The sequence below is a fragment of the Kribbella sp. NPDC051936 genome (assembly GCF_040680955.1).
GTDB lineage: Bacteria > Actinomycetota > Actinomycetes > Propionibacteriales > Kribbellaceae > Kribbella.
In genome coordinates this window covers 57,262-75,417 of the sequence record NZ_JBFAXS010000016.1, presented here as the reverse complement: position 1 = coordinate 75,417, position 18,156 = coordinate 57,262, and the positions used below count along the sequence as shown (strand labels likewise).

The 18,156-nt window shown below is 65.8% G+C and carries 24 protein-coding genes; 9 read left to right on the top strand and 15 right to left on the bottom strand.

What is annotated here, in order from left to right; all coding sequences use genetic code 11:
* Window positions 1-140: 140 nt before the first annotated feature.
* The 3 genes from AB0L64_RS39905 to AB0L64_RS39895 form a co-directional block, all read right to left on the bottom strand.
* Window positions 141-995: a hypothetical protein gene (locus AB0L64_RS39905; protein ID WP_363718170.1), complete on the bottom strand. Its 855-nt coding sequence runs from the start codon at window positions 993-995 to the stop codon at window positions 141-143.
* Between the two features lie 96 nt (window positions 996-1,091).
* A complete protein-coding gene (locus AB0L64_RS39900; protein ID WP_363718168.1) occupies window positions 1,092-1,550 on the bottom strand; it encodes a DUF296 domain-containing protein in 459 nt (152 codons plus the stop codon).
* 10 nt (window positions 1,551-1,560) lie between these two features.
* Window positions 1,561-2,961 carry a hypothetical protein gene (locus AB0L64_RS39895; RefSeq protein ID WP_363718167.1) on the bottom strand — a complete coding sequence of 467 codons (1,401 nt, stop codon included), beginning with the start codon at window positions 2,959-2,961 and terminating at the stop codon, window positions 1,561-1,563.
* Window positions 2,962-2,984: 23 nt separating this feature from the next.
* On the opposite strand from AB0L64_RS39895, the gene AB0L64_RS39890 reads away from it, so the two are divergent.
* Both AB0L64_RS39890 and AB0L64_RS39885 read left to right on the top strand, forming a co-directional pair.
* Window positions 2,985-3,839 (top strand): helix-turn-helix transcriptional regulator, encoded by an 855-nt coding sequence (locus AB0L64_RS39890; RefSeq protein ID WP_363718166.1) that lies wholly within the window; start codon window positions 2,985-2,987, stop codon window positions 3,837-3,839.
* Window positions 3,839-4,315: an NUDIX domain-containing protein gene (locus AB0L64_RS39885; protein ID WP_363718165.1), complete on the top strand. Its 477-nt coding sequence runs from the start codon at window positions 3,839-3,841 to the stop codon at window positions 4,313-4,315. The genes AB0L64_RS39890 and AB0L64_RS39885 overlap by 1 nt, the downstream gene beginning before the upstream one ends.
* On the opposite strand, the gene AB0L64_RS39880 is transcribed toward AB0L64_RS39885, so the two are convergent.
* Both AB0L64_RS39880 and AB0L64_RS39875 read right to left on the bottom strand, forming a co-directional pair.
* Window positions 4,312-4,851 (bottom strand): HD domain-containing protein, encoded by a 540-nt coding sequence (locus AB0L64_RS39880; RefSeq protein WP_363718185.1) that lies wholly within the window; start codon window positions 4,849-4,851, stop codon window positions 4,312-4,314. The two genes, AB0L64_RS39885 and AB0L64_RS39880, sit on opposite strands and share 4 nt — an antisense overlap.
* A 46-nt stretch (window positions 4,852-4,897) precedes the next feature.
* Window positions 4,898-5,632 carry an XRE family transcriptional regulator gene (locus tag AB0L64_RS39875; RefSeq protein WP_363718164.1) on the bottom strand — a complete coding sequence of 245 codons (735 nt, stop codon included), beginning with the start codon at window positions 5,630-5,632 and terminating at the stop codon, window positions 4,898-4,900.
* A 180-nt stretch (window positions 5,633-5,812) separates the two neighbouring features.
* Here AB0L64_RS39875 and AB0L64_RS39870 point away from each other — a divergent pair, with 180 nt between their 5' ends.
* Both AB0L64_RS39870 and AB0L64_RS39865 read left to right on the top strand, forming a co-directional pair.
* The gene (locus AB0L64_RS39870) at window positions 5,813-6,094 is read left to right on the top strand and encodes a hypothetical protein (RefSeq protein WP_363718163.1); all 282 of its coding nucleotides are present in this window, start codon (window positions 5,813-5,815) and stop codon (window positions 6,092-6,094) included.
* 148 nt (window positions 6,095-6,242) lie between these two features.
* Window positions 6,243-6,506, top strand: a complete 264-nt coding sequence (locus AB0L64_RS39865; RefSeq protein ID WP_363718162.1) for a hypothetical protein — start codon at window positions 6,243-6,245, stop codon at window positions 6,504-6,506.
* Between the two features lie 28 nt (window positions 6,507-6,534).
* On the opposite strand, the gene AB0L64_RS39860 is transcribed toward AB0L64_RS39865, so the two are convergent.
* Together AB0L64_RS39860 and AB0L64_RS39855 are read right to left on the bottom strand one after the other, a co-directional pair.
* The gene (locus AB0L64_RS39860) at window positions 6,535-7,107 is read right to left on the bottom strand and encodes a hypothetical protein (RefSeq protein WP_363718161.1); all 573 of its coding nucleotides are present in this window, start codon (window positions 7,105-7,107) and stop codon (window positions 6,535-6,537) included.
* On the bottom strand, window positions 7,107-7,316 hold the full coding sequence (locus AB0L64_RS39855; RefSeq protein ID WP_363718160.1) for a helix-turn-helix domain-containing protein: 210 nt from the start codon (window positions 7,314-7,316) through the stop codon (window positions 7,107-7,109). Before AB0L64_RS39855 ends, AB0L64_RS39860 begins: the two co-directional genes overlap by 1 nt.
* Before the next feature lies 1 nt (window position 7,317).
* On the opposite strand from AB0L64_RS39855, the gene AB0L64_RS39850 reads away from it, so the two are divergent.
* On the top strand, window positions 7,318-7,617 hold the full coding sequence (locus AB0L64_RS39850; protein WP_363718159.1) for a hypothetical protein: 300 nt from the start codon (window positions 7,318-7,320) through the stop codon (window positions 7,615-7,617).
* A gap of 39 nt (window positions 7,618-7,656) precedes the next feature.
* Here AB0L64_RS39850 and AB0L64_RS39845 read toward each other — a convergent pair whose 3' ends face one another.
* The 3 genes from AB0L64_RS39845 to AB0L64_RS39835 are packed head-to-tail and all read right to left on the bottom strand — an operon-like array spanning window position 7,657 to window position 10,273.
* Window positions 7,657-8,592, bottom strand: a complete 936-nt coding sequence (locus tag AB0L64_RS39845; RefSeq protein WP_363718158.1) for a hypothetical protein — start codon at window positions 8,590-8,592, stop codon at window positions 7,657-7,659.
* Between the two features lie 30 nt (window positions 8,593-8,622).
* Window positions 8,623-9,942 (bottom strand): hypothetical protein, encoded by a 1,320-nt coding sequence (locus AB0L64_RS39840; protein WP_363718157.1) that lies wholly within the window; start codon window positions 9,940-9,942, stop codon window positions 8,623-8,625.
* Window positions 9,926-10,273, bottom strand: coding sequence for a hypothetical protein (locus AB0L64_RS39835; protein ID WP_363718156.1), 348 nt, complete (start codon window positions 10,271-10,273; stop codon window positions 9,926-9,928). Before AB0L64_RS39835 ends, AB0L64_RS39840 begins: the two co-directional genes overlap by 17 nt.
* 601 nt (window positions 10,274-10,874) lie before the next feature.
* Here AB0L64_RS39835 and AB0L64_RS39830 point away from each other — a divergent pair.
* Both AB0L64_RS39830 and AB0L64_RS39825 read left to right on the top strand, forming a co-directional pair.
* Window positions 10,875-11,456 (top strand): hypothetical protein, encoded by a 582-nt coding sequence (locus tag AB0L64_RS39830; protein ID WP_363718155.1) that lies wholly within the window; start codon window positions 10,875-10,877, stop codon window positions 11,454-11,456.
* 103 nt (window positions 11,457-11,559) lie between these two features.
* Window positions 11,560-12,210 carry a hypothetical protein gene (locus AB0L64_RS39825; protein WP_363718154.1) on the top strand — a complete coding sequence of 217 codons (651 nt, stop codon included), beginning with the start codon at window positions 11,560-11,562 and terminating at the stop codon, window positions 12,208-12,210.
* Window positions 12,211-12,243: 33 nt separating this feature from the next.
* On the opposite strand, the gene AB0L64_RS39820 is transcribed toward AB0L64_RS39825, so the two are convergent.
* Window positions 12,244-13,215: a hypothetical protein gene (locus AB0L64_RS39820; RefSeq protein WP_363718153.1), complete on the bottom strand. Its 972-nt coding sequence runs from the start codon at window positions 13,213-13,215 to the stop codon at window positions 12,244-12,246.
* Window positions 13,216-13,963: 748 nt separating this feature from the next.
* On the opposite strand from AB0L64_RS39820, the gene AB0L64_RS39815 reads away from it, so the two are divergent.
* Complete coding sequence (locus tag AB0L64_RS39815) at window positions 13,964-14,176, top strand: hypothetical protein (protein ID WP_363718152.1); 213 nt, start codon at window positions 13,964-13,966, stop codon at window positions 14,174-14,176.
* A 664-nt stretch (window positions 14,177-14,840) separates the two neighbouring features.
* Here the strand turns inward: AB0L64_RS39815 and AB0L64_RS39810 are convergent.
* The 3 genes from AB0L64_RS39810 to AB0L64_RS39800 form a co-directional block, all read right to left on the bottom strand.
* Complete coding sequence (locus AB0L64_RS39810; protein WP_363718151.1) at window positions 14,841-15,764, bottom strand: alkylmercury lyase family protein; 924 nt, start codon at window positions 15,762-15,764, stop codon at window positions 14,841-14,843.
* Window positions 15,761-16,147 (bottom strand): MerR family DNA-binding protein, encoded by a 387-nt coding sequence (locus AB0L64_RS39805; protein ID WP_363718150.1) that lies wholly within the window; start codon window positions 16,145-16,147, stop codon window positions 15,761-15,763. Before AB0L64_RS39805 ends, AB0L64_RS39810 begins: the two co-directional genes overlap by 4 nt.
* Before the next feature lie 261 nt (window positions 16,148-16,408).
* Window positions 16,409-17,227: a sulfite exporter TauE/SafE family protein gene (locus tag AB0L64_RS39800; protein ID WP_363718149.1), complete on the bottom strand. Its 819-nt coding sequence runs from the start codon at window positions 17,225-17,227 to the stop codon at window positions 16,409-16,411.
* A gap of 108 nt (window positions 17,228-17,335) precedes the next feature.
* Here AB0L64_RS39800 and AB0L64_RS39795 point away from each other — a divergent pair, with 108 nt between their 5' ends.
* Window positions 17,336-17,857: a DinB family protein gene (locus AB0L64_RS39795; RefSeq protein ID WP_363718148.1), complete on the top strand. Its 522-nt coding sequence runs from the start codon at window positions 17,336-17,338 to the stop codon at window positions 17,855-17,857.
* Here AB0L64_RS39795 and AB0L64_RS39790 read toward each other — a convergent pair.
* On the bottom strand, window positions 17,841-18,146 hold the full coding sequence (locus tag AB0L64_RS39790; protein ID WP_363718147.1) for a metalloregulator ArsR/SmtB family transcription factor: 306 nt from the start codon (window positions 18,144-18,146) through the stop codon (window positions 17,841-17,843). The two genes, AB0L64_RS39795 and AB0L64_RS39790, sit on opposite strands and share 17 nt — an antisense overlap.
* Window positions 18,147-18,156 lie beyond the last annotated feature (10 nt).

Below are 18,156 nucleotides of genomic sequence, written 5' to 3'. Positions count from 1 at the left end.
CGCGGATCGACACGGCGCGGGCAACATTGACCGAGCGGCGGAGCCACAACGCTCACCCGGATAAGTGCACCCGGGGGCCACTCCATCACTGGTTGTGTCGGGCAACGAACTTGCAGTGTCCGACCGCGGCGAGGAACAACTCACAGGCCACGGTTGAGTTCGCGGTCCTCCGCATCGAAAGTGATCGGCCCACTACATCCCGGGTGGCGCGAGATCCGCGGTGTAGGCAAGTACCGCTCCGTGGAGTCGATCAACCGTCCCGCGGCGGCAACGACTCGACCACCTAGCGTCTCGACGAGCCGCGTCGCTGGTCGCCGGCCGAGCGTCGCTGCGGCACTCGCCATCTGCTGCACGGGCAATGCACCGAATCGCGCGAGGGTCAAATAGGCAACCGACTCCGCCTCAAGCCTGACCAGGCCATGGCAGCCTGAGTCACGCGACAGCTTGTGCATACGCAGGTGGGCGAGTTCGTGAGCGAGGCTCATCGCGGCGACCGAGCCTTCGAGCTCGTCGCTCACCGTCACTCGCCGCTTTTGCCGGTCCGTGGTCGCACCATTCAATGCGTCCGGCAGGGCCCCTCGATCGACGCGATACCCCGCATCGGCCGCGACTCGCGTCAGCGCGGCATAGACATCTGGGACTCGCATATTAGCGGCCGTTCTCCACGAAGGGATACGGCCCTCCGTCTGCGCAAAGTCCCAGACCGTCGCAACCCCGTGCCCCTGTACAGGCCCAGCATGGCGATCAACGTCCTGCCCCGACGCGACAATCCGAATGCCGGAAGCACCACGCACGACGCGGCGCCCTTGACGCTGCCACCCCGTCCGGCCATCGACCCACACGGCGTCAGGCATCTGCAACTTGATCAAGACCACATTCCTGAACTGCTGGCCACGCAAATCTGCTGCCGCATCAAGCCATCGCGTCCACTGATGATCGGACCAGCTCCGCTGGACCTCAGCATCAACCGCTCTGCGGAGGTCGGCGACGGTCACCCGGAATCTGTTACCTGCTCCCCCATGGCTGCTACCCATAGAACGAGCGTCAGCAGGAGCACACACTCCCTGAACCCGGCAATGAGAATCCAGGACTCAGTCGAAAGCGAGCAACGGAACGTTGTACAGGTCCGGTTGCCGCGGCCGCGAGAATGCTGGCGCCTTCACCTCGACCAAGTACATCTCGGTGAGGAACTGGATCTTCGCCCCCAGAAGGTGGCTGGTGTGAGCCGCAGCCGAGTGGGCCTTCAAGCCGACCGACACATGGATGTGGGGCACGACGGCGCCAGCCTCCTCGTCGTACGCGAGCGAGCCGCCGCCGATCGCCTCCACGTTCTCCAGATGCACGGCGCTCCACACCGGCGCATCAGGATTCTCGAGCTTCTCGCACGTTCCCACGAGTTGGACATCGCGCATGCCCGCGATGAACATCGGGATGAAGCCCTGATGTACGCCGTACTCCGCGCAGAACTCGGCCAATGCCGGATAGAAGTCGTCACCATGATCGAAGTGGACCGCGAAGGTCCGGCCCATCGTCAGTTCAGCGGCGCGCAAGCTCAGCTCCTCAGATGTCGTTGATGTAAGCAACGTACCGAATCGCGGTATTCAGACCCTGCGTCGACAGCAGGCGACTCCGCGGATGAGCGATATCGTCCACACCGGCGGTGGCAAGCTGGACGCACCTCCGCTGGAACCACTGCCACGAAATGTTCAGGTACCCAGCGAGCGCTCGCAACCGTCCCTCCGCTGTTGCCTCGCCTATCACAGACTCGGCGGAGACCTGCCCTGCGATCTCGCGGAACAATGACCGGCGCGATGGCGGTGCACTCGCGTCGACGTACCAGAGCCCAGAGCCACCCAGCCAGTTCGCGACAATCGCCTCGTCTGCCAGGACAAAGCCTTCGAACTCGGCGTGCTCAGGCTCAGCGCTCACCCCTACCGTGATGCCGAACGCCTCCATCAGCGCCGCGGCAAGCAACAACAGAACGCGCTCGTACGTCGGAGACTCGGCGACGTCGGCCTCCGAGACGCAGAACCCCCGGCGCATGCCCGGGAACCAGCGCGACGTACGGCGAAGGTACTCGAACTTGTGCCGCCACAGCAGCCAGGACGCCGCCTCCTCGCCCCGCCTCTCGCGTGTCCAGAAGAACGGCTCCCCTGACAAGCGCTCCAGGTTCCGGCTGATGTGCCGGGCACAGAATCTGGAGCCCAGCCACTGGCCCGAGACTGCGTTCAGGGTCGGGACGTCGCTCAGCGGCACGTCCGACGTACGGCGTCCCTCATGGTGCGCCAGTCGCGCCTGGCTACTCATCAGCTGGGTATCGTCCGCCAGCAGCGCCACATCGGTGTTCATCGTCGCCCAGATGATGCCCATCGTCAGGTCGTCGAGAACGGCCGCTTCCGAGATCGGTTGCGGTCCGGCACGGTAGCCTGCGCGGTCAACGAACCGGCGTCCGTCGGCGACATAGTGCCGCTGCTCGTGATCAGCGACGACCACCAGAGAGCGGCGATCAGGCCGATTCAGCGAGGCGTCCTTGGGATCGACCATCAACCAGCCATCGCCCGGCAGCTCAACCTGGCAGTAGTGCGCGCCAACGTCCACTCCGGTGTATGACCGGCCGGCCGGAAGGCGCAGCGTCGCGGTCTGCAGTGAGGGCGGACCCGTCATCAGGTCGGCGAGTGAGACAGGCTCAGGCGTCAGCCTCGCGGTCATACGTCGCTTGTAGAAGCCGAGGTCAGCAGGATCGGTCTTCTGGAGGATCCGACACAGTGCCTGCCGTACATCGGCCGACGGCCAGGTGTACCAACCGCACTCCCAGTCGGAGATCGCCTTGGCGGTGATCAGAGCTTCCTTGCCGGTCGCGTGATAGATCTCCGCGCTGACCAGGTCCGCGAGCTTGCCCTGCGACATGCGACCACGCGCTTGCCGGAGCAGCTTGTTCGGTTGACGCGTCCGATCAGCCATGAGTCCGAATCATCCTTGCCGTCATGACGGCAAGGATGATTCTTGCGACCGGGACAGCGTCACGGCACGACCGGACATCTCGGGGATGTCTCGCTTCGCCTCAAAATGTCCTGAAATGTCTTAGGTTAGGTTCCGTGCCTAACGAACGACTGCGTGCCGCGATGGTGGAACAAGGTCTGACCCATCATGCGCTCGCGGAGGAACTGGAAGTCAACGTCAAGACCGTCGAGCGTTGGGTCGTGGGCGAAAAGCTGCCGTTTCCGAGGAACCGCCACCGGATCGCGGTCAGGCTGGGCAGGGACGAGACGTACCTCTGGCCCGACGCGCTCACCCGCGATCGAGCCGCAGCCGTGGCCGAGAGCGAGGTCGTCCGCGTCTACCCACATCGCTCCGACGTAACGATGGACGAGTGGCGGCAGCTCTTCGAGTCAGGCGACGAGGAGATCGGCGTGCTGGTCTACGCGGGTCTCTTCCTAGCGGAGGACTCCGGACTTCAACGAGTCTTGCGCAAACGAGCCAAGGCCGGCGCGCGGGTCCGGATTCTGATCGGCGATCCGGACGATCCGAGGATCGCCGAGCGTGGCGAGGAGGAAGGCATCGGCACAGCTCTGGCCGCCAAGATCCGCAACGCCATCGTCCTCTACCGCAACCTGACCGACGTCCCTCACGTCGAGTTCCGTGTGCATCGAACCGTTCTGTACAACTCGATCTTCCGCGCCGACGACCGGCTGTTCGTCAACACCCACATCTACGGGCTGCCCGCAGCGCAGGCGCCGGTGTGGCATCTCCGGAAGATCCCCGGCGGCGAGCTCGCGCGCCACTACCTGGACAGCTTCGAACGGGTGTGGGACGAGGCAACCCCGATGGCGGAGTCTTGATGCCGAAGCGAATCGACTACTACGACGATCCGAACGCGCCGGCCGCCAACAGCATGGTCCCGTCGGTCAACGTGGTCATCGAGAACGAAGCCGGCGAGATCCTGATGATCGAGCGCTCCGACAACGGCAACTGGGCTCTGCCCGGCGGAGCGATCGACCTCGGCGAGTCCATGTCGCAGGCCGGCGTGCGCGAGACCAAGGAGGAGACCGGCATCGACTGCGAGATCCTCGACGTCCTCGGCATCTACACGGACCCGAAGCACATCATCCTCTACACCAGCAACGGAGAGGCACGACAGGAGTTCTCCATCCTGCTTCGCGCCCGAGCCGTCGGCGGCACTCCAACGCCCAGCAGCGAAAGCACCCGAGTCCGCTGGATTCCATCGTCCGAGCTCGACGGCCTGAAGATGAACGACACGATGCGCCGCCGCATCGACCACTACCTCACGCCAGGCACGACCCTGTACTTCGATTAGGCGCAGAGCCTGCGTTCCACATTCTGTACGGCGGACCGCAGCGCCGGCTTCGACCGCACGATCGAGCGATGTACGACGTGGTCGCGTGGATAGCGGGTCAGAATCTCGTTCAGGCGTTCCTCGACATCGACCTGGCAACCGTCTACGGCCGCGGTCAAGTCGCAGTACGTCAGGGCCTCCAGCAGAAACTGGTCGGGTAGCTGGAACTCGGCCGCAAGCCTGTCGATCCCTCGTTCGTCGGCTTCGACCAGAGCGCCCGTGTGGTGCGCAACGAGCTGGCAGAGCAGTGTCTCGGCGCCGAGCACGTCGCGGAGGTATCGAGCCCCGTCGAGAGGATGAAATCCGGTCGACCGCACCGCGGCGGAGTAGCCGATGTCATGCAGGAAGGCTGCGCCCTCAATCAGTTCGGATCGGTCGCCGAGAATGGCCGACAACTCCCGCGCGCGAGCAGCGACGCCTTGCGTGTGCGCCCAGCGCCGGGGCAGCTCGCCGGCGAGTAGCCGACGGGCAACCGACTCTGCATGCTCAGCTGTCATCACCTGCCCGAGCGTACGACGCGCGCCCGCCGTCGCAACAGCCACCTCAGCCCGCGACGGACTGCAGCTGTCCCCTCATCCACACCGCCTCGAAGCTTGCGAGATAGGAGTCGAACATCTCGCTGTCATCCGAGCTCCGGTAGTGATACACAGGCGACTGCGCCGCGGGGATTCCGTACGCGTGCTGGTTGACGAGCAGCTGGCCGTCCGCGCGGAACATCGAGTTGTAGAGGACCGTGTCGTGCAGTCGCAGTTCGACGGACTCGCTCACCAGCAGCGGCCCGAGCAAGGCGAGCGAGTTCCGGATCTTCTCCCCCATCGCCTCGCCGATCTGCTCCTCGGCACCGCGCTCGACAACTTTCGTCCCGTCCGGCGCACCCAGGGCGATCCTGATCCGGACGTGGTCACTCTTCTCGCGCAGGAGCCGCACGATCCGGGCATCCTCGGCGAGGAAGAGGGCGCTGTACGCAAGGATGCCGATCTCTGACTCGGCAGACTCGAAGAACGACCGCCAGCTCTGCGGATCGATCGACGTACGCCGCGGGTAGATGCCGGCGATCTCCGCAGGGCGATCAGCCTCGGCACCAGTCGCCCGGGGCTCCGGCCAGACAACGTCCTCGTCGACGCCGAGGAGCCGACTCACCGCGGAGCGCGTCCGACGATGCGGCACCTGGCCCCGCATCCAATTTCGCACCGTCTTCGGGTCGACGGCGAGTTCCACCGACAGATCCAGCTCGGTGAGGTTCGCGTTGTACATCGCGCGCCGGAGCACGTCATTCACCTGGATCGCCCACCCTTACTCATGGGTAGATGTCTGTAAATGTCTAGTTGGACGGTAGCACGAAATGTCCGTAAATGTCCGGAGACAGGGTTCTGGTGTCCAGCCCGCGACCAGGAGGCTTGAGTCACGCTCGACATCGTCGTCGGGCCGTCGCCAGAACTGAGCAAGGAGACGGGATTGATGCGCCGCGGGCAGCTGTATCGGTATCGCGATCCGTCAGGGGTTAGCGGAACGGGCGTCGTCGCCCTGGTCGTCGAGTTCCCTCCGAACGAGGACGGTCAGCAGTGGGTGGCAGCCAAGTGGCTGGGACCGAACCCGTGCATGACGTTCTGGCCAGGCATCGCCGAACTGCTGGAGGTTCACGGTCACCTCGGCGCGTCAGAGATCCACTGGCTGGATCCGGATCCGTTCGACCCCGACGGGGACCCGGCACTCGCCAGCACCGGCTCCCACCCCACTTAGACCGGCGAGGCCGGCGCGTGAGCATGTCCTCCGCGCCGGTCGCGCCCTCCAATCCCGCGGCGCGCGATGCGCAACGGGCTCCGGGCCCTGCCGTTGTCTCCCCTGTCAATGGCAGGGCCCGCAACACGTCACTCCGAAGGAACGCGACATGGGCGAGCGCGCAGGCACCTTGGCTTGGAGCGAGCTCCGGCGCGGCGACAGAGTTCACCACGCCGACTACGGATCGGGCACCGTGGACGCAGCTGGCCCGATCTGGCTCTTGATCTCTTGGGACGACCCGAACCAGCACCACGATGACTACGCCTCCGAGCTGGCGCCGCGTTTGACCCGGCTCCCCCTCGCGGTGCGACCGAAGACAATGCAGCTGCGGCAGGTCCGCGGCTCAGGTCCGGCGGCTGAGGTCCGCGGCTGATCGGTGACGGCCGAGCCAGCTGGCACGTCTATGGCAGCGGTCCGTCCGGACCGTCCGCAGGAGCCTGATGGGTTATGTCGTGGTACGGCGGTCGGCCAGCAGGAGGGCTCTGAGTCGTCGTGGCGCCGCCTGCCGGCCTACCTGCAACTCGCCGGTCGCCGACCTCGCGCCACCGGCGGAGCCTCTCATCTAGGTCGATCCGCCGGATGAGCATCCGGATCGTCCACAGGTCCGTCGCCGTCGAGGTCCGCGCTCCGACGGCGATGCTTCGGAAGTGCTCGTCGAGCAGGCGATCGACCTTGCTCAGTTTCCCCTCCAGATGCGTGATCTGGTCATTGACCAGCCGGAGCGCGTGCCTCCGTTGGGTCCGCTCGTCGTCGGCGCGAACCGAGACGTCGAAGCCAGCCTGCCGGAGCGCTTCCGCGACCTCATCCACGTGCCAAATGCTCATTGCTTGGTGACGAGATCCCGCGACATGCCAGGCCTCCAGGTGCGACGACCACGCCCAGTCGGCAGCCCTCAAGATCTCTGCCGGCGCGCCGACCCTCGGTACACCCCGCGCCACCGTGCCCTGATCGGGAGTGTGGGTGATCTCGATCATCAGTCCCACCTCTCGTCGAGAATCTCGTCGCTCAGGTTGGCGAACCAGGCGACCACATCGGCTGCGCGGTACCGCAGGTGCCTGCCGACCCGCTTTCCCCGCGGCCCGTACCCCAGCGTCCGCCAGCGATACAGAGTCCGTTTCGGCACGTTCAGGTACTCGGCGACCTGATCGATATCCCACAGCGGGTCAGAATCAAGCTTCGCCATCGTGACCTCCCACGAGCGGCTCATCGGGAGCAGCCCGTCGTTCTCGGTCGGACTTCACGACCCGGCGGAGTTCGCCGACCGACCAACCGAGGATCTCGGCAGCAGCCTCGGCGGATCGACAAATCCGTGCGAGTTCGGCGGTCTCAGCTGCCCATTCGGCCTCGGCATCGGCCACACGCTCGTCGTATCGCTCGATGGCGACTTCCCTCGCCAAGATCATCCGGTCGAGCGAATCTCTCGCCTTGACTGTCCGGGCGGTCGCCGCTTCGATCTGCGCCTGACGTTCGCGTGCTCGCCGTAGCGCTGCAACCCTCTCGCTGGCTCCCATGGCTGAGCCGCCTCACAACGCAGGGCCGTCGACGTCGGGAGCCATCCGGCTCGAGTCGAGCGCTCGAGAGCGTGCCCAACCCGTCGGGGTTCGGCGAGCACCCAGGTACTTGTCCGTGGCGTCGATCAGTCGCCGAGCCGTGTCGACGACCCGCGCCCCGGTCGCCTTGATCACGCTGCCCGGCTCGTTCGGGTCTGCCTGCCGCGCCCAGTGCGCGATGTAGTCGAAGGATTCAGCGTCGAAACTCAGGCCGTAACGTGCCAGGACGACGTAGGCGACCGACTCAGCCTCGACCTCACGAGTTCCCATGCATGCGACAGCCGCGTCCGGGTCGGTCGGCGAATGCATCCGGACATGTCCCACCTCGTGTGCCAGGCGCGCGACCGCGCGGAAGTCGTCGAGATGATCAGCGATGACGATCCGGTTGGCGCCGTAGTCGGTGAAGCCTTCGGAGCCATCGCCGGTGGGCCGTACGTCGACCGCGTATCCATCCACTGCGACGTCGTGAGCCAAACCGTCCCACAGGCGTCTCGCCAGGGTCGCGTCGGCAGCCACCGGTGGACGCGGGAGATGAACGGGCGGACCGGCTGTAGCAGTGACGTCGTATACGAGATCAACGCGGAAGCCAATGACCCGGTCGTCGGCCGCGCCATCAGCGCCGGCGTGGTTGCGGATCTCGCTCGCCGCCGGCGAACGGAGCGGCGTCAGAATCCTGATCCCCCGCCGCGCATCCACCCGCCGGCCGAACTGCTGCCACTGCCGAGCACGTGCCACCCAGCTTGCTTGCGGCATCTGAAGATTGATCAGAACGAGATTCCCGAAGCCGTACGTCGGCAGTAACGTCGCAACGTCCAGCCATCTGCTCCAGTCAGGCGCCGTCCGCAGTTTGCTCACTTCCGCGTCGAGCACGCGGTGGAGATCGTCCGCCCGCACCTTTTCCTTGCCCACAGCAACCTCCCGATGGATCGGCTGCCTGGCTCAACGTCCGGGACCGGGCACTTCCTGTCCTTGATCCGCGATCCCGGACGCAAGGTCGACATATGCCGACGAAAGCCGCACCACGGGATCCGCGGTCCGACGAGAGAATCTTGACGTCCCTGCGAGTCGGCGAGCCATGTCCGACGCCGCCCTCAGGCTGTCCGTGGCCTCGGTCAAATCGCGCGTCAACTCGCCGAAGCAGCCGGCACGGTCCGTGCGCACCCACCAGGGCTGTAGCAGTCTGGCGCCTCCACCAGGCCTGCGTAAATACGCCAGCTCCACCTGCGCAGCCTCGTGACGCGGCACGAACAGGCGTCCGGCCGCGATCGACCAGCTCACCATCCGCTGCTGGTGTCCGGCGACCTGCTTCGCAGACCAGAGCAACTCGTCAATCGCATCAATCAGCACGACTGCTGATCGACGGTGCCCCACCAGATCTCGAGGACTACGGAGCCCACCACGGTCCCGGAGAAGCTCGTCCATCGAATCCTTCAGGTCTAGGAACGCGGTCTCGTCGAGCGAGTTGCCAGGCCCACCGAGGTCGGACAAACGCCTCCGCCAAGCCCTCTCCACCAGCCGACTGTGAGAGTCGAAGCCCCGGAGCGCCCGTCGGATGACTTGCAGATCTCGACGCTGACCGACGTCGAGGCCCGCGTGGGGCGACGACAGCACGTGCGTCGCCACGTGCCAGACCTGGCCGCCAACCGTACGAAGCTGCGCCGTTGTCGAGCGGAGCTCACGTGTAAGCACGCTCGCCTCATCCACCGCTGTGTGCACGCGCTCCCACCTAGCCGCCAGGGGCGCGATCATCAAGCCGGCACTCGTGAGACCTGGTCCACCAGCCGCGAGCACACCGAGTCCGCCGAGTCCCATACGCCGTGAGTCAGCACCCGCTATCTCCTCAAGCTCCGCTATCACCGTCTTGAGATGGAGCCTCCCAGGAGTTCGCGTCTTGGTGTTGCGTAGGACAGCTTCCGCACCGATCCGCGCGATAGCGGCCACCTCCGCTCGCGCTGCGATCAGATCGTCGCGAACATCCAACGCGGCGGCAGCTACCGAGTCTTGAACAGCCAGTATGTCCGCGGCAGCCCCGATCGTTCGTGCCAGCCGCCCCAGAGAGTTGTCTGAACACGAGGCCGGCTCCCTCGCCCCGGGCTCCGTCTTCAAACTTGTTCTGAGCCAGCGCAGATGGTTCCTCGTCGCGCCAAGAACGGCGTCCCAGTCCGCCAGTACCTCGGCCTCGTCGGGATAGGTCCCGCGCAGAGCGCTCACAGCTGCCCGCCGTGCCGCACGGAGCAGATCTTCATACGTCGCCCGCATCCCGGACCCTCCGGATGTCGGCCACCGCCGTCCGCAGCGCATCCCCCAACGCCAGCCGCCAACTGATGTCCTCGATCGGTACGTCGATCTGCTCCGCCGCCCGCGCCGCCTCCTCCAGCAGCTCCACCGGATCTCCGTCAGGCTCACCGCCGTACCGGACGTACGGCATGATCCCGAGCAACTCGCACAGCCGGTACCGACTGAACGCCGTCATCGCCCACCGTCCGTCGACGGCATTCACCTCCAGCACTTCAACGATCGCCTCGGCTCGACTAACCAGCTCCACCACTCGCTGGCGCAGATCGCCGCCGCTCATCCTCTGCTCGCTCACATGCAGCTCCGTTCAAGTCCTTGATCTCACCACCCAGGACTGCAGCCCCGGGCCACGGCGACTCAACGAATGCCACCGCCAACTTTTGGCGTCGGGATCTGGCATTCGCCCAGGAAATGAACGCTCGAACCTTGCGGTGCGCGGGACCACTGGAGCATGGTCGTGGTGGGGAATCGTCGCGCAGCGGAACGGAGTCCGCGGCCGGCGTTCGGGGGTGGTGCCAGTGCTGACCGACGCCGTCAAGGGACGGTGGATTCGCCTGGTCGCGGCCGCTCTGCTCGCGACCAGCGTGGTTGCATGCCGAACGGCGGTTCCGCCGGACGCGACGGGCACGTTGACGCCGTCTCCGAGTACCGCATCGACCGGAGGTGGGACGACGACTCCCACCTCGTTCACTACGTCGTCAACTGAGCCGTCCACCCAGAGTTCGTCCACCCGGAGCTCGTCACCAACGACCTCATCATCAAGCTCGACCTCCACGAAGTCGGAGGCGCAGCATCAGCGCAAGCGCCCGAGCTGGCTTAGCAGATTCATCCAGCCCATGCCGACAACACAACCCTGTAGCCCCAGCAGGTCCGGCCAGTTCTTCACGATCGAGCGATTGCAGTCGCACGAGCTGTGCATCGAACGAACCGCCGGCGACAGTCAGCCCGACCTTCGTCTTACGACGCCGAGCGGGAAGGTGCATCGCCTCGTACCAATTGCGTCGAGTCGCGGTCTGTGGGTCTGGAACCTCGAAGCCACCATGGGCTACGGACCGCTGCGCGAAGTTGGTCAGTACCGCTATGAGATCTCTTCCCAGGTGTCGAGCACCGAGACCTCCGAACCGACGAGTTCACCCGAGGCTGCGCCCACAGGTAGATTCGCTGTGGGACGGGCGACGCGGCCTGTTGCCGAGCTCAGACTGATCGGCCGGTCCGTGAAGCTTACGGTGGCGGGCGTTGAAGGCGGCGAGACCATCTACCCGACACTGTTCGGTCCACACGCTGATGTCCCCGACAAGGAGTTCCCCTTCTACGCCGACCTGCCCGCGAAGTCTGCGGACGAGGACGGCGAACTCATCGCTGATCTCACCCTGCCAACCCGCACTCCGCGCGGAACGTACCTCCTGTGGATCGAGCCGGTCAGCGTCACGGAATGCGCAGGCGAGTCATGCCTGAAGTTCGACGTTGGCGCCGGCTGACGTGGGAAAGACAGAGAAGGCTTCGCCGCGGCCGTCTGTCGCCGGCCGCCGATCCTCTCGCGCACGCCGAGGTGGAGCTCTAGCCAGCACCCTGGACTGGATCGTGCGGTTCGCCGTGCCATTGACCGGGCTTCTCGGCGCGGCTTTGTACGGCGTACTCCGGCTGTCGTACGTGTTCTTCTACCTGCAGCTGCGAGCCACGCCGGAGGAAGTCGGGTACGGCTACGTCGAGATCCTGGCCGGTCAACTGATCGGGGCACTCGAACTCGTCCTGTTCGCGACCGTGGTGCTGTTCGTGATCGCCGTCATCGCTCGTCTGCTGATCCACGGCATGCGCGTCGTATCCGGACGTCGACCGCGCCGCACGTCGAAGTCCCTCTCCGCAGACGCCCTAACCCTGACCCTCCGATCGCTCGCCGTCGCCCTCGGCCTGGTCCTGGTCGGACTGCCCATCATCGCCTGGACGGAAGGCTCCGACGCCGTCCAGGGATACACGGTGCGGAACGTGTATGTCGCCAGCACCATCCGACTCCCCGTGCTGGCCGTGACCGCAGTGCCGGCCACGGTGACACCACGCGACCCCGACCTGCTCCGCTCGACAGACGTCACGGACCGCAGATGCTTGCTGTATCTAGGCCGAGCCGACGGCCAGGCGGTCTTCTACGACGTCACCACGCACGACAGCCTCCGAATTCCCTCAGACTCGATCGTCATCGTTCTCCACAACACGCTGTCAGTCCCGGAGGGCTGCTGACCGATCGACGCGCCATCTTCCGCGCGGCTCCAATCAAGAAGCGTCGATGGCAACGCGCAGAACCACGTAGCCCGATGAGAAGTCCGAAGGAACGATCCCATCGATGGCGCCCGATCCGATCAACGCGCCCTTCGTCCGAAGCTCAGCATCGGGCAGCGGAACATCCGTCAGCTTTTTCGTGGTCAGCCGCGCTGATCCCTCGACATACCGCACGCTGAAACTACGATCACTCAGCAACACGGCGCCGTCCCAGACGTCCTTGGCGTTGAGCGCCGACACCACTGCTCCGACGCCAGCCCGTCGATCCTGATGACCGAACACCAGACGCACCCGAGCGTCTCTCGCGGTCGCTGCTGCCCCGAGATTCGGTGCCGCATCGTTGTCGAAGAGGATGTAGACGTCGTACTCCTTGCCGATCTCCACCGCGATGCGATCGCTATAGGTCGCGTTGCCTTGATCCGCTGCCTTGACCTGCACGAAGTTCCGTTCATCGCCGTGCGCCGGGTTGTCCGTGATGCTGTTGAAGACGACGTACGGCGACGGCGTCTTCATCGAGAAGACCGCGCGCTCCGGCCCCCAACCGCCTTGATAGCCGAGCGAGAGCGGCTCGGACTTCGACGGCGTCACGCTGACTCCGCTAGGCGTGCCGCTGGGCCTGTCGTTTGCCGCAGCGTCCTCAGAGCGACCCACCTGCTTACCCACGATCATGATCGCGACAGTCGCCAGAACGACCCCGCCGACCGTCGCCTTGCTGATGCGCGTGCGACGACCGGCGCGCTGGCACCTGTACGCCCAGAACACCGCAGCTGAGCCAATGACGATCAACGCGCAAGCAGCGATCTGAGCCCACGCCACATCCAGGGCGTCGATCGCGCCCACCAACAATCCTGCGCCAACGGCGAGAATCGCCCCCGCGACGACCATCGAATGCGGCGTCGCGGCCGACCGAGCTGGCTCCGCCTCATCTTTCTCGCTCGGCTGTGCGTCGAGCCGCTGATCTGTCATGATCCCCCATCCCGTGCAGACCGCGCCCCCACGGCCATCCCCAACGGACAAGGTAGCGTGCGCCGACGCCCGCGGGCTCCCCTGGCCGCAGGAACCGATGAACTCGTCGTTCGGTTGTGACCTCGCCGAATCCAGACCCGCAGCTGATCCGGCGTGCCAGCGGTCAACGTCGCACTCAAGCCTTCGCGCAGGCGGAGTGCGAGTTCATGGTCGGCCGATCAGGGCTCGCGCAGCCGAGCCAGCAAATCCGTGTGGAACAGGCGCGCGACTTCGACGCCCGGTTCAGGGCCATCGAGATCCCTGTCCCGAGCCGTAGTGGTCACTGTCGCCCCTGAGTGCCGGCATCAAGCTGGCGTGGGTCGATGTCGGCAATCCAATGTGCGCGGTGAACAACAAACGCGGAATCCCGACCCTCTATCAGAGTGGGGGCCACACAGGGATGTTCGGACCTGAGAGCGCCAAGACCGCGGGATACGCGGCCCAAAGATCGACACGCGAATCTGGGGCACGCGCAGAGCCAAGCGGTAAGGAAGCTGTCATGTTGCACGTATTGTCCCGGAGCCTGCTGGTCGGCGGGATGCTCTGCCTACCACTGACCGGCTGCGGTTCGACGGAGGACCGACCGAACCCGTCACCAAGACCGGTCAGCACGACAGTGACACCGTCACCTGGCCCGGACTCGACACCAACAACGTCGACCTCAGCAGACGCGTCCGTGCTCGCGCTAGTCGCAGCGGCCTGTCGGGCGATGATCGTCGACGACTACTGGTGGGAAGCCAACGACCAGGCGGAACGCCTGGCCAACGCCGCCGCTGAGAAGAACTCCGCCGCGCGCGGATTCGCTGACGCGGTAGCAGCACTCAACCTCGAGGCCAACCAAGCAGGTGACGAAGTCCGCTATCGCCAACTCCGCAGCGCTCTGTCGAGTGCCTGCACAAGCGTGGACATCACGCTCCCCTGAAGCTGACCGGCCTCGAACACGTACGGAATGAGGAAGCTTCGATGAGTAACCAATCCGGACCGATGATCACGAGCAACGCACAAGGAGGACTGGGCGGCGGCGTCAACGTAGCCTGGCCGCTTCCGAACGGGAACTCGCCACTCACGGACCCCGATGGGCCGGCAACCACACGCGCCCCGAAGCCAGACAGCCACTGGGGAGGCATCCTCCTGACCGCCATCGCCCTGGGCGCGGTAGGCGCCGCGATCCTCCACTCGCGACGGACACCGCGCGCCCCCTCCGAAGGAGGGCCCACACATCACCCGTCAGCTCGAGCCACCGAAGAAGACAGCAGAGCCCACGCAAACCTCACGGCCTGGCGGCGGACGCCGTCATGATGGAGATGTGAGCAGTTCGGGAGATTCGACGTCGCCGGTGGCGGCGAGGTGCTGGTGTTGTGATGGGGAGTACGACGAGCGTGAGTTGGTGCGGCTCGGTGCTCATCCTGAGGTTGCCATCTGTGTCGGTTGCGCCGTGGATGTGAGGCAGCGTGCAGGTCAGCGCGAAGATGAGCTTCGGCCTACTGCGGCAGCACAGTTCCGGATCGGGATGCGGCGCCTGCGCGAGCAGGTGATCACCCGAGGCTGGCACGACAAGCCTGTCATCGGTCCGTTGCTGCGCAGGATCAATCGCCATCTCCCTTGACCGGATGAGGAGGGTTGTCGGCCAGGAGACGGCCGAAGAGTCTGTCGGCGAGGGCTTCCGCCTGCTGCTGGTCGAGGACCTCGCCCGGTACGGCGGGATGCGCGTCGACCCACGCCTGCGCTGACTGGCGATCGGTGAAGAAGTTCAGGTAGTCACAGCAGCAGTCCGCGGACGGGCCACCGCCGGCCTCCGCGCCGACGAACACGACTGCTCCGGCCGGTTCCCAGGTCCGGCGGCCGTTGCGCGTGAGCACTCGGATCGGGCTGCCGGTGGTCACGTCGATCGACTCGATCAGCGTGTCCCGGTCGAGCATCGGCGCGATGCCCAGGGCATCGATCGCGCACATCGCGTACACATCGACCAGGTCCCCGATCCGTACTCGGTGGCGCGTCGGGACCGCCGAGAACGGGTAGGCGACAGCGATCTCGCCGGACGGCGTCAACCGGATGGCGTCCAGGTCGTGCAGCGCACGACCTACACCGGCCGGAAGGTCATCAGGCGGCTGCCCGGTCGCGGCGAACGACCGCAGAACCCGCTGGTGCGCGGTCCGCTGGGCCGAATCCATCGGTATCGCGCGCCGCCGCCACGCACTCAGGACCTCGACCTGCGCCGCCGACCCCGCGACGACAGACCGGAGTTGCTCGATCGACGGCGCGGGCACGATCCGCCCGTCGCCGTCTCGATACAGATGGCACGACACACCGCAGGTGCCCTCCCCTTCCACAGCGAAGGGATCGACGCCGTCGACAAGCAATGTCGGGGAACCGGCCATGCCGTATCGCGCCGCGTCCGCGTCACTCTCGATCAGTCGAGTCGCAACGGGCAGGTCTGTCACCTGAGCAAGGCGATCCAGGAGCGGTGCCAGGTTCGGGCAGTCGCGGACGTGCAGCACTTCGAGCCTCATCGGATCGCCTCCAGGAGCGCGCACGTGCGATCGGCCCGCGGCAGCTCGCACGTGTCCACCAGGGCCGACAGCGAGTCGTGCATGCGCTGCAGATCCGCGATCCGGGCCGCCAGATCGTCGCGCCGATGCTCGGCCAGAGCGCGGGCCGTGTCGCAGTTGTCCGGACCACCGGCGTCGAGGTGCAGCAGTTCCTCCACCTCGTCCAGCGTGAACCCCAACTCCTGCGCCCGCTTCACGAACCGCAGCAACCCGACCGCCGAGACCGGATAGTCCCGGTAACCACCCGCGGTCCGCGGCGGTCCCTCCAGCAGCCCACGACGCTCGTAGTACCGCAGCGTCTCGGCGTTCGCTCCTGCCTGATCGGCCAGCTCACTGGTTCGCATACCACCATCCTGAACCCCGTACCCGGCTACAGAGTCAACCGCTGATCTGTCCCTAGCAGGACGAACTCTCTGTATCTCAGAACCGCCACGCCGCTACAAACCGACCTCAGTCCGTATCTGTCCACTGCCCGCGCGAGCCCCTCGACGCCGCAGGCGGTCGCGGGTTGACTCTCGTGGCAGGCAGTACGCCTGGCACGAGGTAACGCGGTTCGGCGTTCATCCTCGGGCGCCCCGCGGACGGCGTCGTGCGAATCGCCTCGGTTATTCGTGTCGCCAGACCTTCGCGGACGATGCCAGGAGCAGTACGACGAGAAGCGGTACGAGGACGGTTTCGGGGATCACGCCTAATAGGAGACCACCGAGGACGGTACCGAGGATCGATCCACCGGCCATCGTGAGCACGAAGGCGCGGTTGGCTCGCAGCACGCCGAAGCTGTTGTCCCGGCTGTAGCGGGCGAATGCGACCAGCATCGTCGGCAGCGACACGGCCAGCGAGAGGCTACCGGCCGTTTTGATGTCGACCCCGTACAGGAGCACGATCGTCGGAATCAGCAGTTCTCCACCGGCAACGCCCATCAGAGCCGCTACGACTCCGATCGCCACGCCTGCGACGACCCCTAGAACGGTTCTCAGGCCGGGTGAGAGGTCGAGTGATCCGAGGTTGCCGAAGTGACTCCAGGCGAGGGCAGCTGCGATCAGCACCAGGAGAGCGGCCAGGACGCGGTACAACGTGGCCGAGCGCATGCGCGTCGCCCAGGACGCCCCTATCCAGGCTCCGACGAGGCTGCCGGCCAGTAGGTTGAGCGCGACGTACCAGTACGGAGACAGCTCGCCGTACGGGACTGCGAACAAGCGGGCCGGCAGCGCCGTCAGTACGACGATCAAGCTCATCGCCTTGTTCAGGATCACCGCCTGCAACGCAGCGAACCCGAACACACCGATCAGCAACGGCAACCGAAACTCCGCCCCGCCGAGGCCGATCATCCCGCCGAGCACACCGACCAGTGCACCTGCGGCGGCCGCACCAAGCAACCAGTACGCCGACCGCTCGACCGGTTCCGCCTGTGCATGCTCGAGCATGAACAGAACCATAATCACCTCATCAGGCGAAGCACGAAGCACCGTCGGACGGGAAGGCATGGCCCCCCGAAGCGTTGGCACGGACGTGATCCAGCCCGACCATGAGGTATGGATCGGAGTCCTGTGCACGAGGACTGGGAAAGGGCTCGGCGTGAGTTCCACGAACTCGTCGAGCACGCGGACCAGGCCGGCCTGCGCCGGAGGTCGAACGGCACTCGATGGACCAACCGGCAGTTGCTGTTCCACATGTTGCTCGGGTATCTGATCATCCGGGCGCTGCTGCGGCTCGTGCGGGTCTTCGGGCGGCTGCCGGACGGGGCGAGCCGGGTGTACGCGAGGGTCCTCAACGCCGGTACCGGCGCGTTCGACGCGGTCAACTTTCTCGGGTCATATCTGGGCGGGAACACGTTGAGCACGGCGAGGATGGTCGTGATGTTCGACCACGTGATCGCCAAGCTGCATCAGCGGCTGGATGCGGAGAGCGACGACAACCTGGCCCGCGGGATGCATTACCCGTTCCGGTGGGACCCGTTTTTCGAGGACTACATGACGTTGGCCGATGTGTACCGCTTTCCGACACAGCACTTCGACTTTCATCGGCAGCAGTTGACCCTCAGCAGCAGCCCTTGAGGTAGGTCTGGAGGTCGGCGAGGGCTGCGCTGGCACCGTCGCGGTCGGCTCGGTAGAGGACGGTTTTGCCTTCGCGGCGGGAGGTGACGATGGCGCCCCGGCGGAGGATGTCGAGTTGCTGTGAGGCGGTGGACTGGCCGATGCCGGCTTGTTCGGCGACCTCGTTGACGGACAGTTCGGCGCCGCGGGCGAACAGGAGCATGATGCGCTGGCGGGTCGGGCTCGACAGGGCCTTGAGGAAGTCGTGCGTGGCGGTGCGCAGTTCCGCCGGTTCCTGTAGCTCTGCCATGTCACCAGGG

Bases quoted from the DNA above. Each gene is read 5' to 3' on its own strand.
- AB0L64_RS39890 (WP_363718166.1), top strand. From the start codon at position 2,985: ATGACGGCAAGGATGATTCTTGCGACCGGGACAGCGTCACGGCACGAC.
- AB0L64_RS39865 (WP_363718162.1), top strand. From the start codon at position 6,243: ATGGGCGAGCGCGCAGGCACCTTGGCTTGGAGCGAGCTCCGGCGCGGC.
- AB0L64_RS39795 (WP_363718148.1), top strand. From the start codon at position 17,336: ATGGATCGGAGTCCTGTGCACGAGGACTGGGAAAGGGCTCGGCGTGAG.
- AB0L64_RS39870 (WP_363718163.1), top strand. From the start codon at position 5,813: ATGCGCCGCGGGCAGCTGTATCGGTATCGCGATCCGTCAGGGGTTAGC.
- AB0L64_RS39860 (WP_363718161.1), bottom strand. From the start codon at position 7,107: ATGATCGAGATCACCCACACTCCCGATCAGGGCACGGTGGCGCGGGGT.
- AB0L64_RS39805 (WP_363718150.1), bottom strand. From the start codon at position 16,147: ATGCGAACCAGTGAGCTGGCCGATCAGGCAGGAGCGAACGCCGAGACG.
- AB0L64_RS39800 (WP_363718149.1), bottom strand. From the start codon at position 17,227: ATGCTCGAGCATGCACAGGCGGAACCGGTCGAGCGGTCGGCGTACTGG.
- AB0L64_RS39810 (WP_363718151.1), bottom strand. From the start codon at position 15,764: ATGAGGCTCGAAGTGCTGCACGTCCGCGACTGCCCGAACCTGGCACCG.
- AB0L64_RS39840 (WP_363718157.1), bottom strand. From the start codon at position 9,942: ATGCGGGCGACGTATGAAGATCTGCTCCGTGCGGCACGGCGGGCAGCT.
- AB0L64_RS39790 (WP_363718147.1), bottom strand. From the start codon at position 18,146: ATGGCAGAGCTACAGGAACCGGCGGAACTGCGCACCGCCACGCACGAC.
- AB0L64_RS39855 (WP_363718160.1), bottom strand. From the start codon at position 7,316: ATGGCGAAGCTTGATTCTGACCCGCTGTGGGATATCGATCAGGTCGCC.
- AB0L64_RS39885 (WP_363718165.1), top strand. From the start codon at position 3,839: ATGCCGAAGCGAATCGACTACTACGACGATCCGAACGCGCCGGCCGCC.
- AB0L64_RS39895 (WP_363718167.1), bottom strand. From the start codon at position 2,961: ATGGCTGATCGGACGCGTCAACCGAACAAGCTGCTCCGGCAAGCGCGT.
- AB0L64_RS39815 (WP_363718152.1), top strand. From the start codon at position 13,964: ATGATCGTCGACGACTACTGGTGGGAAGCCAACGACCAGGCGGAACGC.
- AB0L64_RS39880 (WP_363718185.1), bottom strand. From the start codon at position 4,851: ATGACAGCTGAGCATGCAGAGTCGGTTGCCCGTCGGCTACTCGCCGGC.
- AB0L64_RS39820 (WP_363718153.1), bottom strand. From the start codon at position 13,215: ATGACAGATCAGCGGCTCGACGCACAGCCGAGCGAGAAAGATGAGGCG.